The following is a 17,816-nucleotide window of genomic DNA, read 5'->3' as shown; positions in this document are numbered from 1 at the left end:
GTTGGCGAGGCGGCCCCGAGGGCTGCCTTTTTTATCCGGCCGGATCAGAAACCGCCGCGGGCATCCTTGACCGCCAGCCCCAGCTGCCACACCGCCATGGCGTAGTGGGTGCTGTGGTTGTAGCGGGTGATGGTGTAGAAGTTGGGCAAGCCGTACCAGTACTGATAGCCGGTGCCCACGTCCAGACGCAGCAGGCTCGCCTCGCTGTGGTTGCCGAGGGTGCTGGTGGGAGTCAGCCCGGCGCGGCGCAGGGAGGCGACCGGGTAGCGGGTCTGGAAGCCGTGCTCGTAGCCGGGCAGCTGGCCCTGACCGCGCACCGCCACCGGTTGTCCCTTCTCCCAGCCGTGGGCCTTGAAGTAGTTGGCCACGCTGCCGATGGCATCCACCGGATCCCACAGGTTGGTGTGGCCGTTGCCGTTGAAGTCCACCGCGTAGCGCTGGAAGCTGGAGGGCATGAACTGGCCGTAGCCCATGGCGCCGGCGTAGGAGCCCTTGGGTTCGGTGGGATCCATCCCCTCGTCGCGGGTCATCACCAGGAAGGATTCCAGCTCGCTGGTGAAGAACTCGGCCCGGCGCGGGTAGTCGAACGCCAGGGTCGCCAGTGCATCCAGGATGCGGGTCTTGCCCATCACCCGGCCCCAGCGGGTCTCCACGCCTATGATGCCGACGATGATCTCCGGCGGCACCCCATAGACCTGCTGGGCGCGGTTGAGCTCGCTCTCGTACTCACGCCAGAAGCTGACGCCGTTCTGTACGTTGTCCGGGGTGATGAACTTGGCGCGGTAGCGATTCCAGGCGCCGGTCGGGCCGGTGGGTGGCGTGGTGGTGGGGGCCTGGGCATCCATCAGGCGGATGATCCAGTCATAGCGCTCGGCCTGGGCCAGCACCCGGTGCAGCTCGGCGCCGTCGAAGCCGTGCTTTTGCACCATCCGCTGCACGAAGTTGTCTACGTTGGCGCGATTGGCGAAGTCCCCCTTGCTGACTCCCGGCTGGCTCACCTGCCCGTAGAAGGGTTTGCTCGGCGGCGTCTGGTTGATGAAGGCGCTGTTGGGCTGGGGCTTGACCACGGGCTTGGCAGCTGGCGTGCTGCTGCAGCCATAGAGCATGGGAAACAGGGAGAGGGTGAGCACGGAGACAAGGCGACGCATAAGGTTCTCATGAGCCTGAAAAAGAGTGTCGCCATGGTAAAACATTGTCGTCCATGCGCAAGTGTTCCGTAGCGGCCTCCTCCCGCCGTCCTGCCTCAACGCAGGGTGTGGTAACCACTCCAGAGCCGGGTCAGGGTGGTGATGGCGCAGAGCAGGGCAAAGCCGTAGGCGAGCGGGGCGAAGGCGGCAGGCCACAGGCACATCAGCACGAACAGGGTTATGGTCTCGCTCCCCTCGGTGAGGCCACCCAGATAGTAGAGGGACTTGTGATGGTAGACCGGATTGTCGATGCCCCGCTTGCCCGCCATGATGGCAAACGCCAGAAAGCTCGATCCGGTGCCCATGAAGGCAAACAGCAGGGTGGCGGCGGGCAGCGCATTGGCGGGGGTGGCGAGGGCAAAGCCCAGCACCACGGCGGCGTAGAAGATGAAGTCGAGCGTGATGTCGAGAAAACCGCCGCAGTCGGTGATGCCGGTCTCCCGCGCCACTGCGCCGTCGAGCCCGTCCAGCAGCCGGTTGAGCAGGATGGCCGCCAGCGCCCACTGATAGCAGCCAAAGGCCAGCAGCGGCAGCGCCAGCATGCCGATGGCAAAGCCGGTGAGGCTGACCTGGTTGGCGCTGATCCCGGCGCGACAGAGCGGTCTGGCGAGCCGGGCGAGGGGGCTGCGGATAACGGGGATCAGGTGGCGGTCAAACAAGGTGAACTCCTCGGTCAAAAACGGGATTCGGTGAGCTGGATTATGGTGCCCGGCGCGTCATCTTCGTCGTGGGTCACCAGAATGGCGGGGATGGCCAGCGCCTTGATCTGGGCGAATACCAGCGTGCGAAAGGCGGCCCGCAGCGGCTTGTCGAGGCGGGAGAAGGGCTCGTCCAACAACAATGCTTCGGGCTCGGCCAGCAGCGCCCGCAGCAGGCTGACGCGAGCCTTCTGGCCGCCGGAGAGCGCCCCCGGCAGCTTGTCCGCCTGATTTGTCAGATCCACCTGCGCCAGTGCGGCCACCGCCTTTTCCCGCCGCGCTCCGTGGCCCTTCACGCTGGCCGGCATGCCGAACATCAGGTTCTCCGCCACCGTCAGGTGGTCGAACAGCAGATCATCCTGAAACAGCATGCCGATGCGCCGCGCCTGGGGCGGCAGCTGGGTGAGCCGGCGCACGCCCAGGGTCACGTCCCCCGCCAGCCGGATGGGGCCGCTGGCCGGCAATACCCCCGCCAGCCCTGCCAACAGCGAGCTCTTGCCACAGCCACTGGGCCCCATCAGGGTCAACACCTCGCCCGGCGCCACCTGCAGGGCGGGCAGCGAGAGCAGCAGGTTTTCCTCCAGATAGAGGCGAAGAGGCGTGGTGCTCAGCATATGGCTATCTCCATCATGAGAGTTCATCGTCAGCGGGCGCCCTTGAGCGCCGGATTGAGTCGGGCCGGCAGCCAGAGCGCCAGCAGATAAATAACGAGCGGCAACAAGAGTTGCAACAGGCCGTAGAGGCCCGCCAGCCGCCGGTTGAGGCCGCTGCCGATGGCCACCGCCTCGGTGGTGATGGTGACCACCCGGCCTGCCCCAAACAGCAGGGTCGGCAGGTATTGGGCCAGACTTACCGCCGCTCCGACGCCGAAGGCAAACAGCAGCGGCCGGGCCAGCAGCGGCCCTTTCACCTGCCACCAGGCTCGCCACGGGGTTGCCCCGAGCAGCAGGGCGCTCTGGGTGATCCGTGGGTCGAACTGGCGATAGGGGCCCTGCAGGCACAAGTAAACGTAGGGAAAGACAAACAGCAGCTGGCTCCAGAGCACCCAGCCCCAGCCGATGCCATCACCCCCCCACCCGAGGCTGAACCAGTCCACCCCGAGCCGAATGCCGAACAGCAGGCTGGCCTGCGGCAGCAGCAGCGGCAGGCAGATGAGCCAGAGCGGCCAGGGGCGGCGGCCCGCCTGCGCCTCCAGGCTCAGTACCGCCATCACCAGCGCTATCGCCCCGCTCGCCAATGCCAGCAGCATGCTGGTGGTCAGCAGCGGCGACAGGGTCGGCAGCAGTTCGAGCCAATGGCGGCCGCTCCACTGGCTCGGCCAGAGGGCGGGAAAGGGCCAGCGCCGGGTCAGTGACCAGAGCAGCAGCGCCCCCAGCACCGCCAGATTGATGGCGATCAGGGTCACCACGCTGCCGGTGGCAAGGGTGCGGCCAAGAGCGCTTGTGCTGGCTCGTCTGCCATCGAGCCAGCCGGGTTTGCCAAGGGTTCGATGGGCCAGCTCGAGCAGGCGCAACAGGGCCAGCAGCAGCGCCGTGATGGCGAGCAGCAGCAGGGCGCCGCTGGCGGTGGCGCCGCGCCAGGCAAGGTCCGGGTCCTGATACCAGAGCCACAGCCGGACAGCCAGCGGGGCAGGGGCATCGGGCCCGAGCAGCTGGGCCAGATCCACTACGGCTACCCCGTAGGCGGCCACCGCGTAGAGGGGCAGACGCAGGGCAGGCCACAGCGCCGGCAGCAGCAGGCGCCACCAGATCTGGGGGGCGCTGAAGCCAAGGCTGGCCCCCAGCCACTGCTGACGCACCACCCTGGCGGGGTCTTGTGCACCGAGCGCCATCAGCAGCAGAAAGGGGGTCTCCTTGAGGGTCAAGGCGAGGATGAGCCCGAGCCAGGCGGGATCGCGCAGGGTCTGCCAGTCGGGGGGCAGCTCGAATCCGGTGAGGGTCGGCGAGAGCAGGCGCAGCAACCAGCCGGAGGGGGCGAGCAGAAAGGCAAAGCCGATGGCAAAGGCGACGTGGGGCAGCGCCAGCAAGGGCGAGAGCAGCCGACGCAGCCAGCCGACGGCCCGGCTGTCGCTGTGGGCCAACAGCATTGCGGTCAGCAGCAGGCTGGCCAGGGTCGAGGCGGCGCCAATCCACAGGCTCAGCAGCGCCGAGTGCCAAATGCCCGGCTGGGCCAGCAGCCGCTGCAGGTGGGCCAGACTCAGCCCCTCGGCCAGCAGTTGCCAGCCCCCCACCAGCAGCGGGAGGCCAAAAACCAGGGCGCACCCCGCCGTAAACAGGGGGCGCCAAGCGGATGCAGAGCTGCCAAAGCGGCTCATCAGTGGCCGTAACGCTCGGCCCAGGCCGCTTCGAGCCTGAGCTGCCAGCTGGGATGGGGTTCTGCCACCGATTTGAAGCGCAGTGCCGGCGCCTGCTGCTGGGTGGCGGGCAGGGCATCGGCGCGCAGCACGCTGGGATCGCCCCAGAAGGCGGGCTCGGCCTTGCGCTCCTGGGCGGCGGGGCTCAGCAGGAAGTTGGCCACCACCTTGGCACCGGCACGGGCGTTGGCGTTGAAGGGGATGGCGAGGAAATGGCTGTTGGTCAGCGCCCCTTTCGCCATGGCCACCGCCACCACGTTGGGGGGAAGGGTGCCATTTTGCACAGCGCTCTGCGCCTCCTGCGGGTTGAAGCTGATGGCCATCGCCAGCTCGCCGTCATCGAGCAGCTGGCGGGTTTCGGCGGCGCTGGTGGGGAACAGCTTGCCCTTGCGCCAGAGCGTCGGGTGCAGCTCGTCCAGCCAGGCCCAGAGCGGGGCGGTAACTTTGGCAAAATCGGCATCGGTCGCCTCCCGATAGAGGGGGGAGGGATCCGGAGTCAGCTCCAGCAAGATCTGCTTGAGGAAGCTGGAGCCGTGAAACTGGGGCGGCTTGGGATAGGTGAAGCGGCCGGGGTGGGCCTTGGTCCAGGCGAGCAGGGCCGCCGCCGAGGTGGGCAGCTGTATGACCTCTTCGCCGTTGACCATCAGGTTGAGCTGGCCGATACCCCAGGGCGCTTCCAGCCCCTCCACCGGTACGGTGAAGTCCTCACTCACCGGCAGGGTGCCGTCGACCAGCGCCATGTTGGGCAGCTCCCGGGTAAAGGGGGCGCCGAGCAGCCCCTGCTCCTTGAGCGCCTTGAAGTTCTCGCCGTTGACCCAGAGCAGGTCGATGGGGCCACCACTGCGCTTGCCGGCCTGCTTGTTGGCCAGCAGCTGGCTCACGCTCTGGGCGATGTCGTCCACTTTCACCTGCACCAGCTTGACCTGGTATTCGCGTGCCAGCTCCTGGCCGGCCCACACCAGATAGGCGTTGATCTCCGGGCTGCCGCCCCAGGCGTTGAAGTAGACGGTCTGCCCCTTGGCCTCCTCGAGGGTCTGCTGCCACTGCGGGTTGTCGGCGGCGTTGGCCTGAGTGAAGAGGAGGCTGCCTGCCAGCAGGGGCAGGGCGCGCAGCAGCTGTGTGAACGAGGGCAATGAGTGTCGCATCCGGGTTACCTGGAGTTGGGTCTGGCGCCGCGGCGCCAGCGGTGATAACGGGTCAGCAGCGCCAGCAGGGTGGCGGGCTGACGGGCCCGTCGCCACTCGCCCGCCAGATACTTGTTCCCCTCCATCAGGGTGGGGTAGGCGTGAACGGTGGCGAGGATCTTGCCAAGTCCGAGGCGGTGGCGCATGGCGAGCACGAACTCGGCGATCCGCTCGCCGGCGTGAGTGCCCACCAGGGTGGCACCCAGGATCTGATCCTTGCCGGGTACGGTGAGCACCTCGATAAAGCCCTGACGCTCGCCGTCGGCGATGGCCCTGTCCAGTTCGGCCAGCTCGAAGCGGGTCAGCTCGAAGGGGATGCCCTGCGCCCTGGCCTCTTTCTGGTTGAGGCCGACCCGGGCGATTTCTGGGGTGGTGTAGATGGCGGCTGGCATGACCCGATAGTCGGCCCGAAAGCGCTTGAACGGGCTGAACAGGGCGTTGATTGCGGCATACCAGCCCTGATGGGCGGCGGCATGGGTGAGCTGGTAAGGGCCCGCTACGTCCCCCACCGCCAGAATGCTGGGGTAGTTGGTGGCAAGGAAACCATCGACCGCCACTGTGCCGCGCGGTGCCAGCTCCACTCCCAGCGCTTCGAGCCCGAAGCCGCTGACGTTGGCGACCCGGCCTAGCGCCAGCAGCAGCTGATCCCCTTCCACCACCTGCATTTCTTCGCCTCGGCGCAGTTGCAGCCGGATGGGGAGATCCCCTTCGGCCGCAGGCAGATAGTCGGCTCGCTCGGCGCGCCAGCCGGTGAGCACCCGCACGCCGTCGCGGGCCAGCTGTTCCACCAGCAGCTCGGCCACCTCCCGCTCTTCGCGGGGCAGCAGCTGATCCGAGAGCTCTACCAAAGTAACGGGCACCCCAAGCAGGGCAAAACTCTGGGCCAGCTCGCAGCCGATGGGGCCGCCGCCCAGCACCAGCAGCTGGCGTGGCGCGCTGCGCAGTTGCCAGAGGGTGTCGGAGGTGAGCCAAGGCACCTGATCCAGCCCCGGCAGCTCGGGCACCAACGGCCGAGCGCCGGTGGCGAGCACGATATGGCGGCTGGCAAGGCGCTGGCCGTTCACCTCCACCTGCCAGGGGGAGACAAGCTTTGCCTCCCCTTCGATACACTCCACCCCCAGCCCCTGATAGCGCGCCACCGAGTCGTGGGGCTCGACCTCCTTGATGACGCGGGCGACTCGCTCCATCACGGCGGCGAAATCGGCGCTGGTCTGGCTTGGGCCAAAGCCCAGTTCACTGGCCCGGCGCTGTTCGGCGGCAAAGCGGGCGCTTCGGATCAGCGCCTTGGAGGGGACGCAGCCGCTGTTGAGGCAATCGCCTCCCATCTTGTGCTTCTCGATGAGCGCCACCTTGGCCTTCACCGCCGCGGCGATATAGCTGGTCACGAGGCCGCCGGCCCCGGCGCCAATCACCAGCAGGTTGTAGTCATAGCGTGTTGGCTTGCGGTAGGGGGCGTGCAACCGATGCAGGGCGAGGCGCCGCTGCAGGCCCTTGAGCAGCATCGGCATCAGCCCGAGCAGGGTCAGCGCCACCATCAGGCCAGGGGAGAGGATATTGCCGGTACTGGTGAGGTTGGCAAGCTCGCTGCCCGCCAGCACGTAGACGAAGGTGCCGGGCAGCATGCCGAGCTGGCTCACCCAGTAGTAGGTGCTGACTCTGATGGGAGTAAGCCCCATCAGCAGGTTGACCAGAAAGAAGGGGAAGATGGGGATGAGGCGCAGGCTCAGCAGATAAAGCGCTCCCTCTTTTTTCATGCCGGCCTGCAAGCTGGCCAGCTTGTCGCCAAAGCGCCGCTCGACCCAGTCGCGCAGCAGAAAGCGGGCGCTGAGAAAGGCCAGGGTCGCGCCAATGCTGCTGGCAAAGGAGACCAGCAAGAGCCCCCAGGCAACGCCAAACACGGCGCTGCCGGCCAGGGTGAGCAGGCTGGCGCCGGGCAGGGAGAGGGCGGTGCTCACCACGTAGACGGCGACGAACAGCAGGGCGGCGGCGCCAAAATGGCGCTCGACCAGGGCGGCCAGCTCGGCCTGACGGGCCTGCAGCTGGGGCAGGCTCAGGTAGTGGCCCAGGTCGAAGGCGAAGAAGGCGCCGATGAGGCAGCCCATGACCAGCACCAGCAGCAGGCGGGAGCCTCTCATCAGGCGTCCTTGCTGTTCGGCTGGGCTGGCCGCTCGGGTTGCACCGGCAGCTGGCAGAAGCCCTGCGGGGCGATATCGAGGGCGGCGTTGAACTTGGCCGACATGTTCTGGAAGGCGATGAGGCCGGTCAGCTCCACCATGGCGTCGTCATCGAACCAGAGCTTGAGGCGGGCGGCCTGCTCGTCGCTGACCCCATCGAGGCCCGTCATCGCCTCTGTGTAGTCGAGCACGGCCCGCTCACGCTCATCGAACAGCGGGCTTTCGCGCCAGTTGGCGAGCGCCTCCACCTTCTCGCTGGAGCCCGCCCGTTTGATCAGTGTCATGGCGTTGATGTCGACGCAAAAGCGGCACCAGTTGAGCTGGGAGACCCGCACCGTCACCAGGGAGCGCAGCACGGGGTCGATGGGGGAGCGCTTGCGGTTGATGACGCCATAGAGGGTGGCGACGGCGGCAAACAGGCGCGGCGAGCGGCCCCAGCACTTGCCCGGAATGAGCACCTGGCCGTAGTTGCGTTTTTGCAACCAGAAAAAGGGGCGGATGAACCAGGCATATTCCCGGTCGGCTTTCACCTCGACGCGCATGGATGACCTTCTTATTGCTTCAAATTGGGTTTGTAGGCCTGACCCAGCCGCTCGTTGAGGCGGATCAGAAACTCCTCTATACGGGCCCGGTTGGTGCCCAGGTCGCTGCGTCCCTGGCGGGAGGCGGAGCGCATGTCGATGCGGGTTTCGCTGGGCCCGGCAAAGACCCGCAGCGCCACGTCATCCTGAAAACCGAACCAGCCGGTGGTGACTACAGCCTCGAGCCCTTGTGGGCTTGGTCGCACCCGCCAGCCGAGCTGCTCCATCAGGGCGTGGGCCTCGGTGATCACCTCAGCCGGGGGGGCGCTGGTAAAGAGAGGACCGGGTTTCCCCTCAAATGCTTTCAAGGGGGCCGGATTAATGGGCAGATCCTGCGCCGTTCTGAGTTCGGCTGCCCAGAGCAGCTGGGGCGGGTTGTAAGGATCCGTGCTCACGTCGTTGACCAGCGGCGTGCGCAGCGCCTGCACCACGAAGGCCAGGGGCAACAGCAGGGGGACGGCGCCCCAGCCGTTGGCACAGCGGTTGCGACACCAGGGCAGGCGAACCAGCAAGGCGAGGGAGACGAGCGCCCCGAGCAGGCAGAGGGCGAATCCCAGCCACCAGGGCCAGAGGTGAACACGGCTGCCGAGGGCGCCGGCGAGCGGCAGCAACCAGGCCAGCAGTGGCCACCACAAATAACTGGGCATAACGGGGATCCCCTGGTTATGATGAACAAGTGCCCAGAAGGATAAACTTAATTGACTGATAACGTTAGTAAATTTATCTCAATCCTGCTGCTTTTCCCAAGCGTTCCGCTGTGGGCGGACAGCGCCGTGCTGGCGGCGGGGGACATGTGGCGCGCCGAGGCCGTTTACGAGACCCTGCCCGGGGTCAGCCGGGTGGAACCGGGCTATGTGATTCAGCGGGTGGCGACGGGGTCGAGCTGGCGGGAAGTGCCACCGCGGCGCCAGGCGGTGCGCATCGACTATGACCCGGTCAAGGTGGGGTATGGGGATCTGCTCAACGTCTTCTGGCAGCTGGTGGATGGGAACGATGGCGACGGCCAGTATTGCAACCGGGGGCTGGCATTTGCGCCGGCCCTGCTGCCAAAGGATGACTATCAGTGGCGCTTGGCCCAGGTGAGCCTGACACGCTGGCAGGCCCTGCACGGGCGGCCGAGCCGGGTTGCACTCTGGCCGCAGAGCCGGTTCACCCCGGCGCCCGAAATGGAGGACTGGGCGGCGCGCCACCCCTGGCGTTTCGGCTTCTATGCCCGCCGCTGTGGCGGCTGGCCGGTGGAGTTGAACCCAGAACCCTGAACCGGGCCCTGAACTCAGTTGCGGTAGAGCACCTTGATAAGGTGAAAGCCGAACTTGGTGCGCACCGGGCCGAGCACGGTCAGCAGCTCGCCCTTGAACACGGCATCGTCAAACGACTTGACCATGTCCCCTTTCGCAAACTCCCCCAGATCGCCGAAGCGCTTGCCGGAGGGGCAGGTAGAGAAGCGCTTGGCCATCTGGCCGAAGTCGGCTCCCTTGGCAATCTTCTCCTTGATCTCCAGACACTCTTTCTCGGTCTTGACCAGGATGTGCTGGGCACAGGCTTTTTTCATCGGGGTGCTCCTCGGTAGCGGGCAAATCGGGGGCGCAAAGAGTACTCCAATTCCTGCCGCGCGTCAGCCGTCATCGGCATATCAGCTACGGGCACGGGCCCCGAGCCGGGTTCTGGGCCGCGCCTGCCAGAGGATCTCCAGCCCAAGCAGGGCATAGAGGCTCCAGATGGCCAGCGGATTGAGCCAGTTGCCCCCTAGCTGCAGGGTTGCCAGGGCGCTGCCTGCCAGCAACAGGGTGATGCCCGGCAGGCGCCAGTGGGTCGGCAGCGGTGCCAGCATGGCCATGCCCAGCAGGATGGCGAGCCCGAACGGCAGGTTCAGCGCGGTGAAGGCCAGCGCCTGCTGGCCGTTCATGCCGGTCAGCAGGGCCAGCAGGGCGCTGCAACAGGCGAGAAAGGTGATGAATTCGAGTCTATCGGCGATGTAGTCCGCCATCTGTTCGCTGCGTGCGTGCATGCTGTGTCTCCTCTGGTGGGGCAGGGGTCTGATCCAATGGCTCCAGTGTGGGCGAGAAGTGAGCAGGGGGGCAGCGGGATAAATCGATTGGGTTGAACGAGGCTTTGATTGCGTGACGGCAACTGTTTGATCCGGCAAGATAAAATCGACAGTCCCGCGGAGGCGCGAGTGAGACGGCCCAGTGCCGGCCCAGTGTCGGCCAGGGGCCTGGCTGTGCCGCTTGGGGAGAGGGCGTTGCTGCTGTCTTGACCCGTTGCCGACAGTTGGTGTCGCGCCCATCGGGAAATCGGGGAGATTGCGCCGTCGGGCCGGATTGGCCGGCAGGGGCCATCTGGCCAGGCCCTGAGGGTCATGGATTGCCCTTTTGGGCCCATAGTGGCATAAGTCTGCGGGGGAATGCCTGAAAAATAGGCGGCCCGCGCGGGCAAAGGCTTCAATAATATGGCGAAATTCGCGGTCAACCCGCTCTGATGTCGAGCCGGGGATATGCTAGGATGAGGCGCGCTTGCGATCGAGTGAGCCTCATATTCGTTCTGAATATCGCATTATTTTAATCATGTTCTTCGGGGAAATTGACGTTTGACAGGATGCAATCCGCCCCTGCCTGCAGGGATCTCACCGCCCGCACGGGCTTTTCGTCGTGGGCTTCGCGCGCTGGGACTGAGCCTCTGTCTGCTGCTGTTCGTCACGCCCGCCATGGCGGCCAAACTCACCTATCAAATCAAGGGGTTGAAAGGGGAGAACAAGGACAACGTCGAAGCCTACCTCAATGCCCTGCCGGTCTATCAGGAGCGCCAGTACCGCCCGGCCCGCCCCAAGATCACCGAGAGCGTGCAAAAGGCGCTGCAGGTCTATGGCTACTACCAGCCCAAGATCACCCTGAGCCGGGACAAGAAAACCCCCGCTAAAGTGATCATCGAGGTGGATCCCGGCAAGCCGGTCATCATCTCCCGCCTCGACATCCTGCTGGAAGGGGATGCCGGCAGCGACGAGCTCTACAGCGAGCTGTTGGACAAGCTGCCCCTGAAAGAGGGGGATCCCCTCAACCACGGCAAATACGAGTCCATCAAGGCGGATCTGGGCAGCCTGGGGCTGGCCCGCGGCTACTTCGACGCCAAGATCAGCAAGAGCCAGGTCAAGGTGTTTCCGGATCAGGGCACCGCCGAGATCTACATCCTGTTTCGCTCCGGCCCGCGTTACCACTTCGGCGAGATCCGCTACGACGCCACGCCGGAGGCGCTGCGTCTCATCCGCCCTCTCATCAACATCAAGAGCGGCGACCCCTATCTGGCGATCCGGCTGGCGGAGATGTCGCAGGATGTCTCCTCCACCAAGCTGTTCAAGCAGGTGGACATCAAGCCGCTCATCAGCCAGGCCGAGCATAACCGGGTGCCGGTGCAGGTGACCCTCTCCAACCGGGTCGATCACGAGATTGAAACGGGTATCGGCTATGCCACCGACGTGGGGCCGCGCATGAGTGCCACCTGGGAGAAGCCCTGGGTCAACCGCTACGGTCACCGGCTCAACGCCACCGCCAAGGTCTCCCAGCCCGAGGCCGAGCTCAGCTTCGACTACCAGATCCCGGTGGGCAACCCGCTGCGGGACTACTACTCGTTGCAGGCCGGCTATCAGTACAAGGACAACAACGATACCCGCTCCGATCTGACCACCTTCAGCGTGCACCGCTGGAAGCGGCGGCCGGAGAGTTGGGACCGGGACGTGTTCATCCGCCTGGAAAACGAGGTCTATACCCAGGGCGCTGACGAGGGCAACAGCTTGCTGTTGATCCCCGGCGTCTCCTGGTCGCGGCTGCGGGTGCGCGGCGGTCTGGTGCCCGACTGGGGCGATCGCCAGCAGCTCACCCTGGAGTTCTCCGACCCCTACTGGGGCTCCGACATCAGCTTCGTGCGGGTGTGGGGGCGCAGCAAGTGGCTGCGCACCTTGGGGGAGGATCACCGCTTCCTGCTGCGGGCCGAACAGGGGGCCATCATAGGGGACAGCTTCTCGCTGGTGCCGCCCTCCCTGCGCTTCTTTACCGGTGGTGATCAGACGGTGCGGGGCTACGGCTACGAGACCATCTCGCCGCGCGGCAGCGACGGCAAGCTGCTGGGGGGCCGCTACGTGAGCGTCGCCAGTGCCGAGTACAACTACCGCTTCAGCGACAAGTGGCTGGGGGCCCTGTTCGTCGACAGCGGTACCGCCACGGTCGACTACAGCGAGGCCTGGAAGATAGGCACCGGGGTCGGTGTGCGTTGGGTGACCCCCATCGGTCAGGTCAGGCTCGATCTGGCGGTGGGCATTTCCGAAGATGAGAAGCCGCTGCGGCTCCACTTCGCGCTGGGGCCTGAACTATGATCCGGCCGCGCTCCACCTCTCTTCTCTTATGTTCTTCTGACCGGCCGCTGCGGCTGCATCTTTCGCGGGGGTCTGCACTGTGATCTGGGTAAAACGTATCTTTCTGTGGCTGATGGGGCTCATCTTCCTGCTGCTTATCGGCGTCAGCCTGCTGGGCTTCACCCATCAGGGCAACAAGTGGCTGTGGCAGCAGGCCAGGGCCGCCCTGCCCTCCCTCAAGGGGGAGCTGGTGGCGGGCCAGCTCGGCTACGGCTGGACCCTGGAAGGGGTCGGCTGGCAGGACGAGCTGGTGGACGTCACTGTAGATCGCGCCGTGCTGGACTGGGATCTGGGCAAGCTGCTGCAGGGCAAGCTCTGGATCAAATCCCTTAACGTCACCCACCCTGTGGTCAAGGTGGCCGACTCGGAGCCTGCCCCGGAAGAGCCGTCAGAACCCTTTGTCTGGCATCCGCTGCCCCTGAAAATTCAGGTCGACAGCCTGAAGGTGGCGGATCTCGATGTGACTGTGCCCGGGGTGGGAGTGAGCCTCAAGTCTCTCGACATCGGCGCCACCCTCAGCCGCAAGGGGCTGATCGTGCAGGGGCCGGTGCTGGATGGCCTCAAGGTGACCCTGGCCGAGACGCAGGCCACCGAGGCTGCCAAACCGGCTGGCGTCAAGGCGGCCCCCAACCCGCAAAATGTGGCCAAGGCTGCCGGCAACGGGAACAAAGCGGCAAATGCGGGCAAGGCGCAACCGTCCAAGCCGGCGGAGCCGATCGCGCTGCCCGCCATCCGGCTGCCGTTCCCCATCCAGCTGGAAGGCTTGCAGGTCACGGCGTTTCGCTATCAGCAAGGTGAATTGATCGAAGGGCTCGACAAGCTGCTGCTGTCGGCCAGCGCCGAGGGAAGCGATATCGCGCTGCGCGAGCTCTCCCTGCGCCACGCCATGGCGGATCTGGCGCTCAAGGGCAAGATCCAGCTCAAAGAGGATTACCCGCTCGCCCTGACCCTGGATGCCAAGGCCCGCAAGGGGCTGCTGGATGGCGAACTGCAGGGGCAACAGGCCAGCCTGACCCTCGGCGGTTCGGTGGGCAAGCTAGCGCTGGCGCTGCAGGCCAAGGGGCCGGTAGCCGCCAATCTCAAGGGCTCTCTGGCTGCCCTCGACCCCGACTTGCCCTTTGATGCTGGGCTGGAGTGGAAGAGCCTGGGTTGGCCGCTGCACAAGCCTGCCAAAGACGAGCCCAGCTACCGGCTGGAGAAGGGCACGCTGAGCGCCAAAGGCAAGCTCTCCGGCTACCAGTTTGCCTTGAATACCGCCGGCAAGGGCACGGACGTGCCCCCCTTCAAGCTGGCGCTGACCGGCAAGGGGGATCTGACGCAGCTGAACCAGATAAACCTGCTGCTCAACGCCCTCAAGGGGGAGCTCAAACTGGACGGCAAGCTCGCCTGGGACAAGGGGGTACGCTGGCAAGGCACCACGGAGTTCAAGGGGATCAACCCGGCCGAGCTGGTGCCCGAGCTCAAGGGGGCGCTGGCGGGCAAGATTGCCAGCCGTTTCGAGCTCGATGAGGCAGGCCACTGGCAACTGCAACTGCCCGAGCTGAAGGTGGACGGCAAGCTCAACCAGTATCCGCTGGCCATCAAGGGTAGCGCGAGCGGCAACGACAAGATGGAGTGGACCATCCCGGCGCTGGCGCTGCAAAGCGGCCCCAACCAGCTGGAGGCCAAGGGCAGCCTGAGCCAGCAGGCGTGGAAGCTGGATGCGGATCTCGATGCCCCCAACCTGGCCGGGCTCTACCCCGGGCTCAAAGGGGACATCAAGGGGCAGGTGCGCCTGACCGGCAATCAGCAGGCGCCGCGGGTTACCACAGATCTGGCTGCCAGCCGTCTCTATTATGCCGGCACCGACCTGAAGGGGATCGCCATCAAGGGCAATGCCCTGGTCGGCGACAAGCCGGCAGGGGAAGTGGCCCTGACGGTGGCCAGCCTGGTGCAGGGGACGACCAGCCTCAGCCAGCTGGCGCTCAACCTGAGCGGCGATCTCAACCAGCACGCCCTGTCGCTCACCATGAAGGGCGACCCGGTGGCGGCCAACCTCAAGCTGAGCGGCGGCCTGCGCGGGGATCGCTGGCGCGGCGCCCTCGGCGAGCTCAAGTTGAAGACGCCGCTGCGGCGCTGGGAGCTGAGCGCACCTTGGGGTCTGGATGTGGATCTGCCGCGGCAGCGGCTGACCATGGGGGATCTCTGCCTCGGCTCCCAGGGGGCCAGCCTCTGCGTCAAGGGCAGTCAGGTATCGGCCCAGCAGGGCAGCCTGGAGTTTTCCCTCAACCAGTTCGATCTCAAGCGCCTGCGGCCCTGGCTGCCGGACAACTTCCGCTGGCAGGCGGTGCTCTCCGCCGACGGGCGGGCCAGCTGGCGCGGCAATCAGCCGACCCTGCACGCCACCGTGCGCACCACGCCGGGTACCTTCGTGGCCGACGAGCTCAAGACCGACTATCAGCGCCTCGAGCTCGGAGTGGACTTCGAGCGCCAGCAGGCGGCCATCCGGCTCGACTTTGCCTCCGGGCAGATCGGCAACATCGACACCAAGCTCTATATCCGGGAGCCGTCCGGTCGCGGCAATCTCTCCGGTCAGCTCAAGTTTGACGACCTCAAGCTGACCACCTTCGCCCCGCTCATCCCCGAGGTGCGCTCACTGCAGGGGGTCATCTCGGCCGATGCCCGCTTCGATGGCACCCTGGCCTCGCCGCTGCTGTTTGGTCAGCTCAATCTGCTGGATGGGGAAGTACAGACCCACTCCGACATGGTGACCCTCTCCAAGCTGGTGACCCGCCTCAAGATTGAAGGCAACCGGGCCGAGCTGGACGGCACCATGCTGGTGGGCAAGGGCCCGCTGGCGCTGGGAGGCTGGTTGAGCTGGGCGCAGCTGCCGGTCACCGGCAGCCTCACCATCGAGGGCAAGGAGCTGGAAGCCCAGTATCCTGGCATGGGCCGGGTGCGAGTCTCCCCGGACATCGCCATCTCGCTGGGAGAGGAGACCCGGATCACCGGTCAGGTGGACATTCCTTGGGCGCGGATCCTGGTCAAGAGCCTGCCCGAGAGCGCGGTGGCGGTGTCGGATGACGTGACCGTGGTCTACGACGATCTGCCGCCAGTGCCCAAGGCCGCGCCGCTGCCGATGGAGATCAAGCTGGCCATCCGGCTGGGTGATGACGTGCGGCTGGAGGCGATGGGGCTCAAGACCAAGGTGGGGGGCGGCATCAACATTCGCCAGGATCCCTCGCGGCCGCTGGCGGGCAATGGTCAGCTGGTGCTCAACGATGGGCGCTTCAAGGCCTATGGCCAGAACCTCATCATCAAGGATGGCCGTATCCTCTTCTCCGGCCCCCTCGATCAGCCCTACCTCAACATAGAGGCGTATCGGGATCCCGATACCATAGAGGACAAGGTGACGGTGGGGGTGCGGGTGACCGGGCCGGCCAGCAAGCCCAAGATCACCGTCTACTCGGAGCCGCAGATGGCCCAGTCCGAGCAGCTCTCCTACTTGCTGCGCGGCAAGGGGCTGCAGACCAGCGGCGAGGATGGCGGTTTCAACGGCCTGCTGGTGGCGGGCGCAGTCAGCCAGGCCAACGGCGTGGTCTCCAGTCTGGGGGAATCCCTCGGCATGAGCGATGTGGCCCTCGACACCGCCGGCAGTGGTGAGAACACCCAGGTGACCCTGTCGGCCTACCTGCTGCCGGGACTGCAGTTCCAGTACGGGGTCGGGGTGTTCAGCCCCATCGCCGAGTTCAAGCTGCGCTACGAGCTGATGCCAAGGCTCTACCTGCAGGCCATGAGCGGGGTGGCCCAGGCGGTGGATATCTTCTATCGCTTCACCCTGTAACGGGCGACAAGAGACAAAAACGGGAGGCGATTGCCTCCCGTTTTTATTGGAGGCATAGATGCGGCTGACGCTGATGACGAACAGAGAGGGGACGCTGAAAAGCGAAAACCCGGCGCGAGGCCGGGTTTTCTTGAATAGATGGTGGAGGGAGAAGGATTCGAACCTTCGAAGGCAGAGCCGTCAGATTTACAGTCTGATCCCTTTGGCCGCTCGGGAACCCCTCCACGGGGCATTGCTGATGTTGTATCACAACCTGGGGCGTGACGGCACTTGAAATGGTGGAGGGAGAAGGATTCGAACCTTCGAAGGCAGAGCCGTCAGATTTACAGTCTGATCCCTTTGGCCACTCGGGAACCCCTCCACAAGTGCGAGGCGCATACTAACAGATCTTCTGCGGTTGTGAACCCCTCGGCGGGATTTTTCCTGCTCAAAGGATCGGATTTGCGGCCGATAAAGGATGAAACCACCGTTTCCAAGAGTTATCCCATGCTACCCAGTGCCGTTCGTGAGCAATGGCTGGTGGACGAAGCCCAGCTCGGACAACGTCTCAACCAGGATCTCCAGCACGGAGACAGGGCGGACTTTCGTCTGCATCTGGCCCTGCTGACCGATGCGGTGGAAGAGCAGCCCTGGTTTGATCCTAGGCAGCCAGCAAAGGCAGAGAGTCGGGTCTGGCGCAGCCGCTTTGAGCTGCCACCGGCTACCCCATTGCAGGGGCGCGAGGATGATGCCGAGGCAAGCGTGCTCAACGAACGGCTGCAGCAGGGGGGCTCCATGGTGGATGTGCGGCTCTGGCTGGCGCTGCGCTCGCCGCCGCTGCTCGGCACCCCGCCTGCGCTGGAGCCGGCCGTCTATGACAACCTCTCGCCGCTTGGGCGCGAACGCTGGCGAGGCAAGCTGGCGGATCAGCCCAGACGCGAGGATCCCTTGCTGATGCTGCCCGTGCTCGATGCGCTCAAGGAGGGGGTGGATGCCGGTCTGCACTGGCTCAGTTGAGGGGGCCAGGCAGCAAAAAGGCGGGGAGACCCCGCCTTTTGTGTGATGGATGTGTCGTGCTCTGGATCAGGCGTCGGCTTCGTCCGGCAGCGGGACTTCCTTGCCGGCCGCAGCGGCGCGACGGGCGATGGGTTTCTCGGTATGGCGGTTGATCTGACGCTCCAGTTTCTGCCCCAGTTCGGTGATGGCGGCGTACAAGTCCTCATGTTCTGCCTGGGCAAACAGTTTGCCGTTGGGGATGCCAGCAGTGGCTTCAACGATAAACATCAGACGCTCTTTGGAGACAATCACATGGGGTGTGATAAGAGGCACCTGAAGACGTTCGAGCTTGTCAAAGCGGGATTCAATGCGCTCGCGGATAGCCGGGGTGATCTCGATGATTTTGCTGGTAATTTCGATTTTCATATTGGCCCCCTTC

General features: G+C 65.5%; 15 protein-coding genes and 2 tRNA genes. 4 read left to right on the top strand and 13 right to left on the bottom strand.

Annotated features, from left to right (window positions below; genetic code table 11):
* Window positions 1-44: 44 nt before the first annotated feature.
* The 8 genes from mltB to CK627_RS18335 form a co-directional block, all read right to left on the bottom strand.
* Window positions 45-1,148, bottom strand: coding sequence for a lytic murein transglycosylase B (mltB, locus tag CK627_RS18370; RefSeq protein ID WP_095593057.1), 1,104 nt, complete (start codon window positions 1,146-1,148; stop codon window positions 45-47).
* A gap of 95 nt (window positions 1,149-1,243) precedes the next feature.
* Window positions 1,244-1,846 (bottom strand): CDP-alcohol phosphatidyltransferase family protein, encoded by a 603-nt coding sequence (locus CK627_RS18365; protein ID WP_042050743.1) that lies wholly within the window; start codon window positions 1,844-1,846, stop codon window positions 1,244-1,246.
* Between the two features lie 14 nt (window positions 1,847-1,860).
* Window positions 1,861-2,499 carry an ATP-binding cassette domain-containing protein gene (locus CK627_RS18360; protein WP_095593056.1) on the bottom strand — a complete coding sequence of 213 codons (639 nt, stop codon included), beginning with the start codon at window positions 2,497-2,499 and terminating at the stop codon, window positions 1,861-1,863.
* A 29-nt stretch (window positions 2,500-2,528) separates the two neighbouring features.
* The gene (locus tag CK627_RS18355; RefSeq protein ID WP_095593055.1) at window positions 2,529-4,199 is read right to left on the bottom strand and encodes an ABC transporter permease; all 1,671 of its coding nucleotides are present in this window, start codon (window positions 4,197-4,199) and stop codon (window positions 2,529-2,531) included.
* Window positions 4,199-5,383 carry an ABC transporter substrate-binding protein gene (locus tag CK627_RS18350; RefSeq protein ID WP_167385382.1) on the bottom strand — a complete coding sequence of 395 codons (1,185 nt, stop codon included), beginning with the start codon at window positions 5,381-5,383 and terminating at the stop codon, window positions 4,199-4,201. Before CK627_RS18350 ends, CK627_RS18355 begins: the two co-directional genes overlap by 1 nt.
* A gap of 5 nt (window positions 5,384-5,388) precedes the next feature.
* On the bottom strand, window positions 5,389-7,557 hold the full coding sequence (locus CK627_RS18345) for a dihydrolipoyl dehydrogenase family protein (protein WP_095593053.1): 2,169 nt from the start codon (window positions 7,555-7,557) through the stop codon (window positions 5,389-5,391).
* Complete coding sequence (locus tag CK627_RS18340) at window positions 7,557-8,138, bottom strand: carboxymuconolactone decarboxylase family protein (RefSeq protein ID WP_095593052.1); 582 nt, start codon at window positions 8,136-8,138, stop codon at window positions 7,557-7,559. The genes CK627_RS18345 and CK627_RS18340 overlap by 1 nt, the downstream gene beginning before the upstream one ends.
* 11 nt (window positions 8,139-8,149) lie before the next feature.
* On the bottom strand, window positions 8,150-8,824 hold the full coding sequence (locus CK627_RS18335; RefSeq protein ID WP_095593051.1) for a DUF1499 domain-containing protein: 675 nt from the start codon (window positions 8,822-8,824) through the stop codon (window positions 8,150-8,152).
* A 51-nt stretch (window positions 8,825-8,875) separates the two neighbouring features.
* Here CK627_RS18335 and CK627_RS18330 point away from each other — a divergent pair, with 51 nt between their 5' ends.
* Window positions 8,876-9,436 carry a peptide-methionine (S)-S-oxide reductase gene (locus CK627_RS18330; RefSeq protein WP_095593050.1) on the top strand — a complete coding sequence of 187 codons (561 nt, stop codon included), beginning with the start codon at window positions 8,876-8,878 and terminating at the stop codon, window positions 9,434-9,436.
* 14 nt (window positions 9,437-9,450) lie between these two features.
* Here CK627_RS18330 and CK627_RS18325 read toward each other — a convergent pair whose 3' ends face one another.
* Together CK627_RS18325 and CK627_RS18320 are read right to left on the bottom strand one after the other, a co-directional pair.
* Window positions 9,451-9,729 carry a peptidylprolyl isomerase gene (locus CK627_RS18325; RefSeq protein ID WP_010634465.1) on the bottom strand — a complete coding sequence of 93 codons (279 nt, stop codon included), beginning with the start codon at window positions 9,727-9,729 and terminating at the stop codon, window positions 9,451-9,453.
* Between the two features lie 81 nt (window positions 9,730-9,810).
* On the bottom strand, window positions 9,811-10,185 hold the full coding sequence (locus tag CK627_RS18320) for a hypothetical protein (RefSeq protein ID WP_017783883.1): 375 nt from the start codon (window positions 10,183-10,185) through the stop codon (window positions 9,811-9,813).
* A 579-nt stretch (window positions 10,186-10,764) separates the two neighbouring features.
* On the opposite strand from CK627_RS18320, the gene tamA reads away from it, so the two are divergent.
* Entirely contained in the window at window positions 10,765-12,540 is a 1,776-nt protein-coding gene (gene tamA, locus CK627_RS18315; protein WP_017779264.1) for an autotransporter assembly complex protein TamA, read from the top strand.
* 79 nt (window positions 12,541-12,619) lie between these two features.
* A complete protein-coding gene (tamB, locus tag CK627_RS18310) occupies window positions 12,620-16,402 on the top strand; it encodes an autotransporter assembly complex protein TamB (RefSeq protein ID WP_095593049.1) in 3,783 nt (1,260 codons plus the stop codon).
* Between the two features lie 139 nt (window positions 16,403-16,541).
* Here tamB and CK627_RS18305 read toward each other — a convergent pair.
* Together CK627_RS18305 and CK627_RS18300 are read right to left on the bottom strand one after the other, a co-directional pair.
* Window positions 16,542-16,626: transfer RNA gene (locus CK627_RS18305), tRNA-Tyr, on the bottom strand.
* 52 nt (window positions 16,627-16,678) lie between these two features.
* Window positions 16,679-16,763: transfer RNA gene (locus tag CK627_RS18300), tRNA-Tyr, on the bottom strand.
* 125 nt (window positions 16,764-16,888) lie between these two features.
* On the opposite strand from CK627_RS18300, the gene CK627_RS18295 reads away from it, so the two are divergent.
* The gene (locus tag CK627_RS18295; RefSeq protein ID WP_095593534.1) at window positions 16,889-17,398 is read left to right on the top strand and encodes a VC2046/SO_2500 family protein; all 510 of its coding nucleotides are present in this window, start codon (window positions 16,889-16,891) and stop codon (window positions 17,396-17,398) included.
* Window positions 17,399-17,464: 66 nt separating this feature from the next.
* On the opposite strand, the gene hpf is transcribed toward CK627_RS18295, so the two are convergent.
* Complete coding sequence (gene hpf, locus CK627_RS18290) at window positions 17,465-17,803, bottom strand: ribosome hibernation-promoting factor, HPF/YfiA family (RefSeq protein WP_010634460.1); 339 nt, start codon at window positions 17,801-17,803, stop codon at window positions 17,465-17,467.
* Window positions 17,804-17,816 lie beyond the last annotated feature (13 nt).

The sequence above is a fragment of the Aeromonas dhakensis genome (genome assembly GCF_002285935.1).
Taxonomy (GTDB): Bacteria; Pseudomonadota; Gammaproteobacteria; order Enterobacterales; family Aeromonadaceae; genus Aeromonas; species Aeromonas dhakensis.
This window is presented reverse-complemented; position numbering and strand designations above follow the sequence as displayed.

Excerpts from the sequence above, each read along its gene's own strand:
- CK627_RS18345 (WP_095593053.1), bottom strand. The coding sequence starts at position 7,557 with ATGAGAGGCTCCCGCCTGCTGCTGGTGCTGGTCATGGGCTGCCTCATC.
- mltB (WP_095593057.1), bottom strand. The coding sequence starts at position 1,148 with ATGCGTCGCCTTGTCTCCGTGCTCACCCTCTCCCTGTTTCCCATGCTC.
- CK627_RS18295 (WP_095593534.1), top strand. The coding sequence starts at position 16,889 with ATGCTACCCAGTGCCGTTCGTGAGCAATGGCTGGTGGACGAAGCCCAG.
- CK627_RS18335 (WP_095593051.1), bottom strand. The coding sequence starts at position 8,824 with ATGCCCAGTTATTTGTGGTGGCCACTGCTGGCCTGGTTGCTGCCGCTC.
- CK627_RS18325 (WP_010634465.1), bottom strand. The coding sequence starts at position 9,729 with ATGAAAAAAGCCTGTGCCCAGCACATCCTGGTCAAGACCGAGAAAGAG.
- CK627_RS18350 (WP_167385382.1), bottom strand. The coding sequence starts at position 5,383 with ATGCGACACTCATTGCCCTCGTTCACACAGCTGCTGCGCGCCCTGCCC.
- hpf (WP_010634460.1), bottom strand. The coding sequence starts at position 17,803 with ATGAAAATCGAAATTACCAGCAAAATCATCGAGATCACCCCGGCTATC.
- CK627_RS18340 (WP_095593052.1), bottom strand. The coding sequence starts at position 8,138 with ATGCGCGTCGAGGTGAAAGCCGACCGGGAATATGCCTGGTTCATCCGC.
- CK627_RS18320 (WP_017783883.1), bottom strand. The coding sequence starts at position 10,185 with ATGCACGCACGCAGCGAACAGATGGCGGACTACATCGCCGATAGACTC.
- CK627_RS18360 (WP_095593056.1), bottom strand. The coding sequence starts at position 2,499 with ATGCTGAGCACCACGCCTCTTCGCCTCTATCTGGAGGAAAACCTGCTG.
- CK627_RS18355 (WP_095593055.1), bottom strand. The coding sequence starts at position 4,199 with ATGAGCCGCTTTGGCAGCTCTGCATCCGCTTGGCGCCCCCTGTTTACG.